Source organism: Limnospira sp. PMC 289.06 (genome assembly GCF_032350395.1).
GTDB lineage: Bacteria > Cyanobacteriota > Cyanobacteriia > Cyanobacteriales > Microcoleaceae > Limnospira > Limnospira platensis.
Window position 1 is genome coordinate 3,468 of record NZ_JARPLC010000100.1, and the last position, 14,268, is coordinate 17,735.

A 14,268-nucleotide genomic window follows, 5' to 3' on the forward strand; every position below is an offset into this window, starting at 1 on the left:
CTACTTTGGCGAGGATAGAAGCTGAACAACGGGTAGAAACGGAAAAACAACGGGCGGATGAATTGGCAGCATTATTAAATCAATATCGCCAGCAATTTGGGGATTTAGGTTAATGAATAATTGTAGAGGGAGTAAATAACTGATAACAACCCTAAATAAATACATCAAGAATACAAGAATACAGCTTGTTCGTAAGTGGTTTAAAACATTACCCTGACCCTAAATCTCTCTCCCCCTTCCACAAACTAAGGAGCCAGGGGAGAGGGACTTTGAAGGCTTATTGCATGATTACTGGAAGGGCTGTAATAGTCAAGCTGGGTGCAATGTGAATTTGATTTCACGACACCAAGTTGGCGGGAAATGTTAATGAATCAATACTCTGTATTTGATGCTCAAAATACTAGCTGGGTTGATAAGTAGGAAAATCAGTATATCCCTGTTTATCAAAAGAGTACCAAACGGACATATCAGCCTGTGGATTTAAAGGCCAGTTATTAGTAAAACGTTCTACTAAATCTGGGTTACTAATAAAGGGACGACCAAAGGCGATCGCATCTGCATGACCGGCTTTAATGGTGGCTTCTGCAGTTTCCTGGGTATAGCCACAGTTACCGATTAAAACACCAGAAAATAGAGGTCTAAATTCAGGTAATGTCATGGGTTCTCCTAGTTTATGAAAACCAAAAGCCAAACCATCTAGGATATCAAGATAACCTAAGTTATACGGATTGAGTTGTTTGACAACATAAGTGAATGTTTCCCGATAATCTAGGGAACCCATATCATTAAAGTTGCCATTCGGTGAAAGTCTAACCCCTACACGATCGCTTGACCAAACGGTGAGAATAGCCTCGGTTACTTCTTTGAGAAACTGAAACCTTTTTTCAATATTTCCACCATATTTATCAGTGCGATGATTAGTTTTAGATTGCAGAAATTGGTCAATTAAATAACCATTGGCTGCGTGAATTTCTACCCCATCAAATCCGGCTAATTGCGCCCGTTCTGAGGCTTTCCTATAGTCTTCGACCACATTTGATATTTCCTCGGTTGACAAGGCTCTAGGAGTCTCGTAGGCTTGCTTACCAAGGGGAGTATGAATATAGTCATCATTGAGTTTAATTGCGGAGGGTGCAACGGGAAGCTGTCCGTTATGAAAGTCGGAATGAGAAGACCGTCCACAATGCCACAGTTGTAGAAAAATTTTACCATTTTTACTATGAACAGCATCAACAATTTTTTGCCATGCTTCGGCTTGTTGATCTGAATAAATACCAGGAGAATTACGCCAACCAATGCCCTGTTTCGAGATAACTGTAGCCTCGGTAATAATTAAACCAGCGGATGCTCGTTGTTGGTAATATTCAGCCATTAACTGATTAGGAATTCGCTCTTCTCCAGCACGCGATCGCGTTAAGGGAGACATAACCACGCGATTGGCGAGAGATAAACTCCCGATCTGAAGGGGACTAAGTAAGTTTTGGGAATTGGTGTTAACCGTCATAGTTTGATCCTGAATAATTAGGGACAGCCTATCATATAGCAATATTATGTTAGTTGTAAACTAGGGGTAGTAACTCTCTGGCTGGCTAGGGAGGATATAGACTGACTTAAAATCTATTATAATCGGGAGATTTTGGGTGAAATTATCGATATTTACTATTGACAAATTCTGGAGCTTGACTTATGATGAAATCATGGGAAAATGTGGCGGCATATATAAGCCTAAATTAATCATCCTGGTATTGAGACTGCTAGAATATCTAAAGACTAATAACTGTTAATATGCAACCCGTAGATTATACCACCCTGATAGCGTCCTGTTGTGAATTGCGGTCTAACTGGTTACCAGCAAGACTTGAACAGGTGTATCAGCGCGATCGCTTTACTATTTCTCTGGCCCTACGAACGCTGAAGGGTAGGGGCTGGTTAGACATTTCTTGGCATCCCCAAGCGGCACGAATTTGTATTTCTACGCCGCCGCCACGGGTTGCTGATACGTTCACATTTAGCGACCAATTGCGACACCAACTGAGTGGTTTAGCATTAGTAGATATTGCGGAAGTTGCGCCCTGGGAAAGGGTTTTAGATTTGCAATTTGCGAAGCGTCCGGGAGAACCTGCTCTCTGGCATTTATATGTAGAAATAATGACGAAATATAGCAATGTCATTTTAACAGGAAAAGATAACTTAATTGTGACGGCGGCGCACCAAGTAAGTTCTCAACAGTCTAGTGTTCGTCCGATCCAAACAGGCGATCGCTATGAATTACCGCCCGGTCTGACTGACCCCATTCCTAAGCTAGAAGAACCCCTAGAAAAGTGGCAAGAAAGAGTTAGTTTAATTCCCGATTTACTGAAACGACAGTTAATGAAAAGCTATCGAGGTTTAAGTTCGACTTTAGCGTTGGGTTTAATGGCGGCGGCGAATTTGGAAAGCGATCGCACTACGGACAGTTTAAGCCATGGAGAATGGGAAAAACTATTCCAGCAGTGGCGACAGTGGTTAACAGCGTTAGAAACGGGTAAATTTGAACCGGTTTGGACAGCCACAGGTTACAGTGTTCTGGGTTGCGGAAAGATAGGGGAAAGTCCGGGAAATGTGCAGGAACTTCTCAATGAGTATTACACCGAGGAATTAAACGGTCAAGAGTTCCGACAATTACAGCATCAAATCAGCCAAAAGTTGCAGACACTCTTAAAGAAATTGGGGGTAAAGTTAGCGGAATTTAACCAGCGCCTACAACAGTCAGAAAAAGCGGATTTATATCGTAGTCAAGCGGACTTATTAATGGCTAGTTTACATGAGTGGCAGCCGGGAATGAAATTAATCACCCTCGCTGATTTTGAAACATCTGCACCAGTAAAAATTCCCCTAGAACCGGAAAAAAATGCGGTGCAAAATGCCCAAAGTCTCTATAAACGCCATCAGAAACTGAAACGCGCCCGCATGGCGATCGCTCCATTAATTAAAGCAGTAAGGGAAGAAATCAATTATCTGGAACAAGTAGAAGCGGCTCTATCTCAAGTTGCTAATTATAGAAAACCGGCAGATTTACAAAACCTGAAAGAAATTCGAGGGGAATTAATCGAGGAAGGATATCTAACTATTCCCGACTATCGCCCCCAAAACTTAGGGACAGAAACGGAATTTTATCGTTATGTAACCCCTGGTGGTTTTGAGTTATTAGTAGGTCGGAATAATCAACAAAACGATCGCCTAACATTTCGGGTAGCCACCGACTATGATTTATGGTTTCATACCCAGGAAATTCCTGGAAGCCATGCTTTATTAAGGCTTCCACCGGGACAGGTTGCTGATGATCATGATTTGCAGTTTACGGCTAATATCACGGCTTATTATAGTCGCGCGCGCCAAAGCGAACAGGTCCCCGTCATTTACACCCAGCCGAAATATGTTTATAAACCGAAGGGGGCGAAACCGGGAATGGTTATCTATAAACATGAACAGGTTTTGTGGGGTGTACCTCAACAGGCGATCGCCCTTTTGGGACGAGATGGCTAACAAGTTAATTTTTTTTAAAAAATGTTGTGCTTTTTGTTACAATGTAATCGAGAGGTTTGAGAATTTATACCCGCTACTGAAGGCGGAACGCCCAACTCGGGTATCCTCAAATCGCAACAACAACGGTATCCTTATTTAGTTTGACCAGTCCCCGTCAGGAGTCTGGTCATTTTCATTAAGCCTGACCGGGAGCCTGACCGGGAAGTTGATCACAACGGATCTCTATCATAAATCCATCGGGGTCATACAAGTAGATACCGCGACCTGTGGGGCGGCTGATAGGTCCTCTGGCGATCGCCACATGATGATTCTGTAAAGCCTCAACAGCGGTATCAAATAGAATCGGATCAATATCAAAAGCCAAATGATTCGGCCCAGTAAACTCATGGGTTGGGTCAGGGTGGGGAGGTTGTAGGTTGGGTTCAGCAAATAAATCAATTACTGTGCCATCCCCGGTGACAAAGTTGGCTACTTTTCCGGCTTCAACTAATGATTTGAGGGTACTAGGAACCTCATCTCCGGTCAATTCATGGAGTCCGAGAACTTTGCCATAAAATTGACGAGAAGCCTTGATATCGGCAACATTTAAGGCGATATGATGGACGCGACGTAGCATCCCAGGGGTTAAGCACTTTTGATGGTGATTGGAGATAGTCTGCATGGTGATCACTCCGCCAAATAGCTATTCATCCATTCTAACTAAATTAATCTATAACTGGTGTGATATTTTCTGTGACTTTGTAAATTTTTGATGAAGTATATTGTAGCATATTTATTCCCGAAATGCCAGCCCAAATCAATCCCCATAATTCTATGTAAATCGGATTACCAATAGTTAGAGTATTCTGGTTGACCCCCACGATTATCCAAAAATTGCTATAATTGCCGATCAGATTAAACCCATCAACTCGACCATTCACAAATATTCTATGGTAAGACCGATTTTTAAGAGTATTAAAATTAGTGCGATCGCCTTAATGTTAGTAGCCGTAGGATTCCATTTTCCCACCCTTTCCGCCGCCCAAAATCAGTCGGAAGAAGTAGATCTAGGAGTTCTCGATCCCTTTGCGCCTAACCCCCTGCTGAGTCAAGAAGCTGACCCCTTATTACCGAACCCCCCCACAGACGGAAACATCCTCAGTGAAAGTCAGCAAGAAACCCTCGCCCCTGAACTCGATCGCCTGAACGCCGAAGCCACCACCCTTCTCGCGGCGGGAAATGCGATCGCTGCTTTTGAATTATGGACTAGGGAACTGCGTTTACGTCGCTATTTCGGACCCTTAGAAGAAATCGCCGCCCTGGAAAGAGTCGGGTTAATTTCCTGGGAAAATGGTCAGCGTCTCTACTTAGAATTTATTACGGATCGTCTCCATCAAATTCTCCTAAATAGCCCCGATCAGACTATCTTAGAAGCCCTAGTAAATGCCTTTCAAACAGTCCGCGCCAAAGATTATGGAATCCAAGCCTATCAGAGGCTTTTAGAAATTTATGCAGAAGATAATATCTGGCAAAAAGAAGGATGGTTAAATGCGATCGCTTTGATTTATCTTAACTGGTTAGACTATCCCCAAGCGGCGGCGGCTTACCGAGAATTACTCATAACTCAACAACAGATTGAAAACCTGCGCCAACGGGGAGAACTACCCCCGCCGCCACCACCAATAGAAAACGGAAACCCCCCACCTTCCCTATTACAATCTCTCCGAAATTTATCATTTATTTATGAGCAAATGGGGGAACTTTTAGAAGCGATCGCCACTCGTGAACGATTGGTTGAATATCATCTTAGACAGTCTAACTTAGTCCCAATTGCTGACCAAAAAATAGCGATCGCCACTAACCACGAACAACTCGGTCAATTCCAACAAGCCGGTGAAGCCTATCAACAAGCCTATCAATTTGCCATAAATATCCAACAATTTGAGAATGCTAGTATCGCCCTTGCGCGATTAGCAAAACTTTATGTTGACCAAAATCAAACTCAAACCGCCTTAGAATTATATCAAGCTCAACTACTGGTTAATCAGCGGTCATTCAATTTTTTTGCTATGATGAACACCTATGATAATATAGGAGAAATTCATCGGCAAAAGCAAGCATATTCCCAAGCATTACAAGCCTTTCAGAGAGCCTTACAACTCGCCCAACAACTCCAACATAAAGAGGATTATTTTCTCGCCAAAATTGATGAAATCAACCGCCAAATCAGATAAATAATCCCCCCCTAGCAGAGTATTTGATACCCCTTGTAAAAGTCATCAAGTCTCCCTATCAAAATCTAGTAGTTCGGGTTTTCAATAAATTACAACCCACCAAAATTGAACTTATAGACAACAAAAATGTCAATAAACTGCTAGGACGCAGTATAATTCTGGCGTGTAAAAATACCAAGATAATTCCCAGCGATAGCAGTATCCAACCCAAATTTCCAGTTTCCCTAGGAAAAGAGATCAAAGCCACCAAACCAGAAACCATCAATAAAACACTCCCAGCCGTTGACATACTTCCGAACAAATTGAGTGAAAGCCTGGTAGCCACTATGATATTTTGACCAAGAAAATAAATCCCCAATAACACTAGCGCCAATCCTACCAATGGTGTTATAATTTTCATAACTCTCCATGACCTTGGTTAATTTGTGTTAATGCTAGTTTAGCATTTTCCTCATACCAATGGGAAACAGTCCTCCACCCTGGTGAGTTAGTGGGAGTTGCTTTCCGTCCCGTCAACCCCTCACATAAACTCATAAAAATTCCCCACCAGTATATCAACCTCCATTATAGACTAAAATCATAGACTAAATAGATGGGTTTCTGGTGAGGAGTTTAACCTAGGGGAATTGGCTTATATATTACTAAGCACCTACGGACTCTTTAGCCGCATACATCACTTCTAGGGTAATTTCTTGAAAACCACGATCGCGGGCGAATTTCTCCGTATTCCGCTTGACCTTACCCCGCACAAAACCAGGAACTTTATTTAACTCAGCCTGAGCATCTTTAGACCAACTCAAATCAGAATCAGCCGAAATTCCCTTAGTAATCACTTCCTTGGTATCATGACCTCCGAAGATTTCCAATAGGTGATCTTCCATACCCAAGGTAAAAGAATTATACACTAAATCAGCCATCTGATTAGTTCCCTCATAGCCTAAAAATGGCTTATATCCAATGGGGAAATTTTGGATATGAATAGGCGCAGCAATGACACCACAAGGGATATTTAAACGCTTACCAACGTGGCGTTCCATTTGAGTGCCAAAAATAGCAGCCGGTTCAATACTAGCGATCGCATCGGCGATCGCACCATGATCATCACTAACTAAAACCTGATCACAGTATTCGCTAACTTCCTGTTTAAACCACTCCGCATCATACTTACAATAAGTTCCAGCCAAAACTACATGAATCCCCATTTCCCGCGCCAGAATTTTAGTCATAGCCGCCGCATGGGTATTGTCCCCAAACACCACCGCTTTTTTACCAGTTAAATTCTGACAATCAATCGAACGAGAGAACCAAGCCGCCTGGGAAACATACAGAGTTTGATTATTGATATATTCTTCATAATCAACACTAGCACCCTGAGCATTAATTAACTCTTGAATTTTGCGGATACACCGCGCAGTTTCTACCACCCCCATAGGAGTTATATCAACATAAGGCGTGCCAAATTCAGCCTGTAAATATTCAGCCGTCATCATTCCCAATTCCCGATAGGGAACTAAGTTAAACCAAGCGCGAGATAGATTTTTGAGGTTATGAACTGATGCACCTTCCGGGATGACCTCATTTACCTCAATTCCCAAATCTGCCATTAACCGTTTTAATTCAGTACAATCATGTTGATTATGGAAACCTAGGGTAGACATTCCCAGAATATTAACAGAAGGTTGCGGCGTTTTTTCTTCTGGTAAATCCCCTTTTTTTCGAGCTTTTTCAGTATAGAATTGTACAATTTGTTGTAAAGTGCGATCGGCCGCCTGCAATTCATTAACCCGATAGTGATTAACATCTGCTAACATCACATCCCCTTTCGCGTCTAACTGAGCGCGTTCTACAAAATTCGCCAAGTCTTCTTGCAGAATACTAGAGGTACAGGTAGGGGTCAAAACAATTAGATCTGGGGTTTCTTCCCGATCTTTACGAACAATATTATCAACCACTTTTTCCTGGGAGCCGCGCGCTAAGACGTGGCGATCTACGATACTAGCTGTTACTGGGGTGTAGTCCCTTTCCCGTTCTAACATCGATCGCATTACATTAAAGTAATCATCCCCCAAAGGAGCGTGCATAATTGCGTGTACATTCTTAAAAGAACTAGCAATGCGGAGTGTCCCAATATGAGCAGGTCCTGCATACATCCAGTAGGCTAATTTCATACAATTTTCTCCCTTAATTTATAATTACTGTTCACGGGTTATGGTGAGAGTCTCAATCTGCCAACTTGCTCGACAGTACCGAGTAAAAACACCTATTTTCCTAGACAATACTTATGGACTCTAGTGATTCAGTCTGCCACTTAAATAACCATTTGATCATGGGATGCAATGATTCTTATATTTATTGTTGAGATTTGTAAAAATTTGAGCTATTCCCTTGACAAAATACCCTGATTATCCCCCCATAAATAATGGGTAAAATTTCTCATTGTCTATCACCTATATATCCCCCATCTGGCTCCCTAACCGTTGCTTTCTGATTAAACTAATTCGCTATAGAAGCTAAAAACCCGATTTCTCCCTAGTTGTTTGGCTTCATAAAGAGCAGCATCAGCCGCCGCAATTAAAGTTTTAATTGAGGTTAAATAAGTTGGTATTTGACTACTGACACCTAAACTGAGGGATACATAGGGAGAGACTTTTGATTGAATATGAGGGAGTTGTTTATCCTGGATTGCTAGACGGATTTTTTCGGCGATCGCCTCCGCCGTTTCTAGATCAGTTTCAGGTAACACCACCGCGAACTCTTCCCCCCCATAACGAGCCACTAAAGCATTAGACTGATCAACATTTTGATTAATAATTTGGGCGACATTTTTTAAGCAATCATCCCCGGCTTGATGTCCATAATAATCATTATAGTATTTAAAGTAATCGATATCCAACATAATTAAAGATATGGGAAGTCTGACTCGATAATGTCTCTCCCATTCTACCTGTAGAAAATCATCAAATCTCCGACGGTTAGAGATTTGGGTAAGCTGATCAAGATTCACCAACATTTCCAGTTCCAGGTTGGTTTCTTGTAGCTGTGCTTCTGTCTTTTTTAACAGTTCAATTGAAAATTGGTGAACATATAATTGAGCCATTAGTAATTGTTGAGTATCTAATAATCTAAAATAGCCCTGATTAATCTGTACCACTAAAGGCTCATACAGTTCTTCGGTCGAACGCTTTAAGGCTGCACCTGCGGCTTCAGCAATTAAAACATTAGCAGGTAATATTAAAGGTTGAATCCTTAAAAAGCGGTACATAGACTGAAGAGGACGAGTCAAAAATAGTTCTCTACCATAGGGACGGCTGAGGGTGCGCCAGAATTGTCGCTGAGAAATTATCCCCACGAAATCATCAAAATTATACAGTATAACGCCGGGAAGACTGCCATCATTTTCAAAAATTTTAGCCAGCACATTTCCCGGTTGATTGATATCAGTTCGGATATCATACAGCCTTAAATCTTGGAGAGTAGATTCTATATGAAGGTGGTCCATCATCACAAATTATAAAGGTTAACGATGATTCGCGACCTAATCCATTTAATCTAACGGATAAACCTGGGTAAAAACATTTGTACACTCAAAGCCACAGTCAAGATGATAGCGATAATAGCTCCATTCTCGATAGTAAATACACCGAACCAATGTAGCATTCCCATAGTGGTTAGTAACTGTCCTAACCAGGGGCTACCTGGACATTGAAAATCCATACCAGTGGCCGAACACTCGAAAATATTAGCCAACGCGATCACCAGAATAGCGATCGCCAAAGGAGCAATCATATAAATCAGGGAAACCCCGATCAGAATTACATTGATTTTGATCCACATTATTTTGCCTCTTCTCCATTATATCCCAAACTACCATCCTACAGTGGCACTGTTACCGCCCCAAATCCCATCCCACTGGAGATGATATGAGTTTTCCCCTATTCGTTGTATGATGATCCTAAGTAGATGCAGGTTTTGCCGACTATTTGGCAAACAAACTAAATCATAACCAAATCTGCCACCATCAACCTTCAGGAGTACAGAATAACCCACCATGCAACGGTTTAGACTCGATCCCTTTCTCTGGATTCATTTGGCCGGATTGGCAACCCTTCCCATATGGCTAGGATTGTGCCTATTGGGATTTGCCGTGGGTTATCCTGTATTTCCTGTCACCATAGAGTTTTTACTGGTGGCAGTCCTGGGTATAGTTCCAGTGCTATGGATGCAGTGGTTTCGCCCCTTCTATATATATAGCATTTTGGCGATCGCCATTAAGCCAGAACAACTCACCACAGAACAACAGCGGATTCTCACAGGTTTTAAAACCCAACGCCATCAGGGTTTTGCCATAATTACCCCCGTTTTGCTGCTGCCGATTTTGTGGCAATTGTACCGCATTGCACCCCTAGCTACCGATGTCGCCTCCATACTTCCGAATTGGAGGATTTTGGGTTTAGCGATCGCAGCCATAGCCTTCTGCGGATGTAACCTATTTACCCAAGTGCCGATCAGTGTACTATTAGTATTTTTGACCTCCAAATCACAGCTAAATCAGCGTAATCCCCTATCACCCGATCAGATTAGCCAAGGATTTACCATAGTTGGCTGGAAAGTCGAGCGCATTTTACCCATCACCCCCAACCCCGAAAAAACGTCATAGCCTCATCACTCAGATGGACCATAACCCAGATCAATTCACCAATTATGCAGAGATTAGCTTAAACTTTTGTAAAATTGTCATTATGATAAGAGATAGGTTCAGCCTGATATTATGTCTGATCCAGGCCAATCAGGTAGAGCCACCACCACTGTTTAGTTAATGTACCGTCATGGCTCACTCAACCTCAATTTTCTGGAACCCTGATGCTGCAATGAACCGCCGGGACTCTCAGATCTGGTCCGATCTCAAACAGGCGATCGCCACCAGTTCAGGGTTCAAGCGTTGGCAGCTCGATCGCAATTCTCGGGAGAATCTCCAGAATCTCAATCTTGACCAACAGGTACGCATCTATTTACGGGAAACCCTAGAAACCTTAGCCTATTAATCAAGTATCATCAACCTCAAAACACCAGTAAACCCTAGTGTAAGCGATCGGCCTACACCAACCAGAATCAATAATCAAAGGAGTAAGAGCTTCTGATTGAACAGGAACCAGAAAAGCCAGCCGCAGTACCGAGCCACCTTTGGAGTCTGCAACTGTCAATATGTATGTTGATCCCATCGATGGAGTTATCTCAGTCGGTGTCCTCCTATTTGCCAAAAGAACACTACATAATTATTCAACCCGACTCCCCAGAGGAATTTATAGAATATGTAACAGAACATAAACACCAACTTGACTGTCTCATTCTGGAGTGGTCGCCTCAGTGGCAGGGTTTAGTTAATAAACTCCAGCAAAACTTAGTTTCCATCCCCACCTTAATCATTATATCTGATGAGCAGTCCCCTGTCGTCCAGCCTAGCCTAACTGAACCCTCCGAGAATTACATACTTTCCTCAACAGAAGTCCAGTTAAAAGGTCAACAAATTCATCTAATTCAAGGATATATTGATAAAGCCATTAGCCAATTTATTACCCATGCTGTCACCACTCGTCTGACCGATGAATCATCCTCTGTAGATACCCCCACAGAGTTAACTAATTTCATTGTTCGCCAGCAGCGAAGACTCATGGACAAATTACATGAGCGACTAGGATATCTAGGTGTGTATTATAAGAGAAATCCTAAAAATTTTCTGAGAAACCTGTCCAAAGCAGATCGTCAGAAGCTGTTGGAACAGCTTAAATCTCAGTATCGCCAAATTGTTTTAAGCTATTTTGCCAACGATAAAAATTTGAATAATAAAATTGACGAATACGTTAACACAGCGTTTTTCGGGGATATTCCAGTGACTCGCATCGTTGAGATTCACATGGATTTGATGGATAATTTTTCTAAACAACTCAAACTTGAGGGACGTAGTGAAGATGTTTTACTGGACTACAGACTTACCCTGATTGACACTTTAGCTCATTTATGCGAAATGTATCGTCGTTCCATACCCCGTGAGTCATGGGGAGAATGACCAGATAAAATCCCTGTCAATTTCATCATCGGTCTAATGTCAAAAAAATTTCTGTTACTCCCCCAAATTTTCATCTGATATCGGTAGATATATCTATGACTCCTCTGAAGAAAACTTATGTTCTTAAACTCTACGTCGCTGGGAATACCCCTAACTCAGTTAGAGCCCTCAAAACCCTTAAAGATATCTTGGAACAAGAGTTTCAAGGGGTTTATGCTCTCAAAGTTATCGATGTTCTCAAAAATCCTCAACTAGCCGAAGAGGATAAGATTTTGGCAACACCGACTTTATCGAAAATTCTGCCACCACCAGTGAGGAAAATTATTGGCGACCTCTCCGATCGCGAAAAAGTGTTGATTGGATTAGATTTACTCTATGAAGAATTAGAAGACGACGATTATAACTTCTAGGTCAGCCATCAACCCGAATTGGCTACCGTTGCTCCCCTAACTTTCAGCTAGGGGAGACCCTTTGCTATCCTGTGGCTGTTCAGGTCTCTGTGGGAAGATCCCTGCCTCTCCAACTGCTCCGGCTATCCACCGAGAAGTTCCAGGTGATCATATTCCCACTAATGCAGCTCAGATTATGATAAATAACAGTTATAGCAACCCACAGGCTCAATGCAACCGGGAACAAAAAATAGCCAATTTTTGATATCTACCTTGTGGTTATTCTCGATTCCCTTAATGCAGTACAATACCAAAGCCTAGATCTATATAACCCAATTTTCAGAGATCCCGTTCATGGGGACATATAGAATACTCAGATTACAACGTTTTTCAAATCAATAATTATGGTCAATAGTAATCCCGGATCAGAACCCAATAAACGGAAATTAATTAGTGTCCAAAAAATCCGCACTATGATTGAAGGATTTGATGATATCAGTCATGGGGGAATGCCAGCAGGTCGGTCAACCTTGATCAGTGGCACTTCCGGTACAGGTAAAACTTTATTTGCCGTTCAATTTCTCTACAATGGTATCACCTATTTTGATGAACCTGGTATTTTAGTAACCTTTGAAGAGGCTCCTACTGATATTATCAAAAATGCCGCCAGTTTTGGCTGGGATTTACAGGGATTAATTGATGAGGGTAAATTATTTATTCTTGATGCCTCCCCCGACCCAGAAGGTCAAGATATCGTCGGTAACTTTGACCTGTCAGCACTCATTGAACGCATACAGTATGGGATTCGCAAATATAAAGCCAAGCGGGTTTCTATTGATTCCGTAACCGCGATTTTTCAACAATATGAAGCCGCCGGAGTCGTGCGACGGGAAATTTTCCGATTAGTGGCTCGTTTAAAGCAAGTGGGAGCTACCACCATTATGACCACCGAGCGAGAATCAGAATATGGTCCGGTCGCTCGCTTTGGTGTGGAGGAATTTGTCTCCGATAATGTCATGATTGTCCGAAATGTTTTGGAAGGAGAACGCCGTCGCCGCACCGTCGAAATTTTGAAGTTACGCGGCACTACTCACATGAAAGGAGAATATCCTTTTACGATTACTCAAAATGGGATTAGTATTTTCCCCCTCGGTGCTATGCGACTTACTCAACGGTCTTCTAATATCAGGGTTTCTTCTGGTGATAAAACTCTCGATGAAATGTGCGGCGGTGGCTTTTTTAAAGATTCCATTATTCTGGCGACTGGTGCTACGGGAACTGGTAAGACTCTGTTGGTGAGTATTTTTGTTAATAACGCCTGTCAAAGTAATGAGCGAGCTATTCTATTTGCTTATGAAGAATCACGCGCTCAATTGTTGCGAAATGCTCACTCTTGGGGACTTGATTTTGAAGCGATGGAACGTAAGGGATTACTTAAAATTATCTGTAGTTATCCTGAGTCTACAGGCTTGGAAGACCATTTGCAAATTATTCGCTCGGAAATTTCTGAGTTTAAACCTTCCCGCATTGCGATCGATTCTCTTTCTGCTTTAGCTAGGGGAGTTAGTAGTAATGCTTTTCGACAGTTTGTAATTGCTGTCACAGGATATGCTAAACAGGAGGAAATTACGGGATTTTTTACCAATACAACTGACCAGTTTATGGGTTCACACTCGATTACAGATTCCCATATTTCGACTATTACTGACACCATTCTGATGCTTCAGTATGTAGAAATTCGCGGTCAAATGTCTAGGGCTATTAATGTGTTTAAAATGCGCGGTTCTTGGCATGATAAGGGTATTCGGGAATATACTATCACCGAACATGGTCCCCATATTACTGACTCGTTTAGGGATTACGAACGCATTATTGGTGGTTCTCCTACCCGAATTTCTATTAATGAAAAAAGTGAGTTGTCTCGCATTATTGAGGGAGTTCAAGATGATCAGGATTGACGACTAAACCTTTACCGTGAACCTTTCCCTATCTTCAATGTCACGCATTACGACTCCCGTTAAGGGTGCGAGACGTTCAGGCATGAAATAGGGTTGAGATACCCGAAATAACCGCCTGC

At 42.1% G+C, this 14,268-nt stretch carries 14 protein-coding genes; 8 read left to right on the top strand and 6 right to left on the bottom strand.

What is annotated here, in order from left to right; genetic code table 11:
* Nucleotides 1–400 precede the first annotated feature (400 nt).
* Nucleotides 401–1,504, bottom strand: a complete 1,104-nt coding sequence (locus P5674_RS17725; protein WP_014276432.1) for an alkene reductase — start codon at nt 1,502–1,504, stop codon at nt 401–403.
* A 281-nt stretch (nt 1,505–1,785) separates the two neighbouring features.
* Between P5674_RS17725 and P5674_RS17730 the strand changes: the two genes are divergently transcribed.
* On the top strand, nt 1,786–3,525 hold the full coding sequence (locus tag P5674_RS17730) for an Rqc2 family fibronectin-binding protein (protein ID WP_014276431.1): 1,740 nt from the start codon (nt 1,786–1,788) through the stop codon (nt 3,523–3,525).
* A gap of 175 nt (nt 3,526–3,700) precedes the next feature.
* On the opposite strand, the gene P5674_RS17735 is transcribed toward P5674_RS17730, so the two are convergent.
* Nucleotides 3,701–4,186 (bottom strand): VOC family protein, encoded by a 486-nt coding sequence (locus P5674_RS17735; protein ID WP_006618242.1) that lies wholly within the window; start codon nt 4,184–4,186, stop codon nt 3,701–3,703.
* Between the two features lie 268 nt (nt 4,187–4,454).
* Between P5674_RS17735 and P5674_RS17740 the strand changes: the two genes are divergently transcribed.
* Together P5674_RS17740 and P5674_RS17745 are read left to right on the top strand one after the other, a co-directional pair.
* The gene (locus tag P5674_RS17740; RefSeq protein WP_315670138.1) at nt 4,455–5,738 is read left to right on the top strand and encodes a hypothetical protein; all 1,284 of its coding nucleotides are present in this window, start codon (nt 4,455–4,457) and stop codon (nt 5,736–5,738) included.
* A 23-nt stretch (nt 5,739–5,761) separates the two neighbouring features.
* Nucleotides 5,762–6,076: a hypothetical protein gene (locus P5674_RS17745; protein ID WP_043468521.1), complete on the top strand. Its 315-nt coding sequence runs from the start codon at nt 5,762–5,764 to the stop codon at nt 6,074–6,076.
* Between the two features lie 58 nt (nt 6,077–6,134).
* Here P5674_RS17745 and P5674_RS17750 read toward each other — a convergent pair whose 3' ends face one another.
* The 4 genes from P5674_RS17750 to P5674_RS17765 form a co-directional block, all read right to left on the bottom strand.
* On the bottom strand, nt 6,135–6,272 hold the full coding sequence (locus tag P5674_RS17750; protein ID WP_157888729.1) for a hypothetical protein: 138 nt from the start codon (nt 6,270–6,272) through the stop codon (nt 6,135–6,137).
* Between the two features lie 107 nt (nt 6,273–6,379).
* Entirely contained in the window at nt 6,380–7,906 is a 1,527-nt protein-coding gene (gene bchB, locus P5674_RS17755) for a ferredoxin:protochlorophyllide reductase (ATP-dependent) subunit B (protein WP_014276428.1), read from the bottom strand.
* Between the two features lie 320 nt (nt 7,907–8,226).
* Nucleotides 8,227–9,240: a GGDEF domain-containing protein gene (locus P5674_RS17760; protein WP_286171766.1), complete on the bottom strand. Its 1,014-nt coding sequence runs from the start codon at nt 9,238–9,240 to the stop codon at nt 8,227–8,229.
* Nucleotides 9,241–9,287: 47 nt separating this feature from the next.
* A complete protein-coding gene (locus P5674_RS17765) occupies nt 9,288–9,572 on the bottom strand; it encodes a hypothetical protein (RefSeq protein ID WP_006618248.1) in 285 nt (94 codons plus the stop codon).
* A 214-nt stretch (nt 9,573–9,786) separates the two neighbouring features.
* Here P5674_RS17765 and P5674_RS17770 point away from each other — a divergent pair, with 214 nt between their 5' ends.
* From P5674_RS17770 to kaiC, 5 genes are all read left to right on the top strand, one after another.
* Nucleotides 9,787–10,395: a low-complexity tail membrane protein gene (locus P5674_RS17770; RefSeq protein ID WP_006618250.1), complete on the top strand. Its 609-nt coding sequence runs from the start codon at nt 9,787–9,789 to the stop codon at nt 10,393–10,395.
* Nucleotides 10,396–10,564: 169 nt separating this feature from the next.
* The gene (locus tag P5674_RS17775; RefSeq protein WP_014276423.1) at nt 10,565–10,780 is read left to right on the top strand and encodes a hypothetical protein; all 216 of its coding nucleotides are present in this window, start codon (nt 10,565–10,567) and stop codon (nt 10,778–10,780) included.
* Nucleotides 10,781–10,944: 164 nt separating this feature from the next.
* A complete protein-coding gene (locus tag P5674_RS17780) occupies nt 10,945–11,802 on the top strand; it encodes a circadian clock protein KaiA (protein WP_315670139.1) in 858 nt (285 codons plus the stop codon).
* A gap of 95 nt (nt 11,803–11,897) precedes the next feature.
* Nucleotides 11,898–12,212: a circadian clock protein KaiB gene (gene kaiB / locus P5674_RS17785; protein ID WP_006618253.1), complete on the top strand. Its 315-nt coding sequence runs from the start codon at nt 11,898–11,900 to the stop codon at nt 12,210–12,212.
* Nucleotides 12,213–12,595: 383 nt separating this feature from the next.
* Nucleotides 12,596–14,149: a circadian clock protein KaiC gene (gene kaiC / locus P5674_RS17790; RefSeq protein WP_315670140.1), complete on the top strand. Its 1,554-nt coding sequence runs from the start codon at nt 12,596–12,598 to the stop codon at nt 14,147–14,149.
* Nucleotides 14,150–14,268 lie beyond the last annotated feature (119 nt).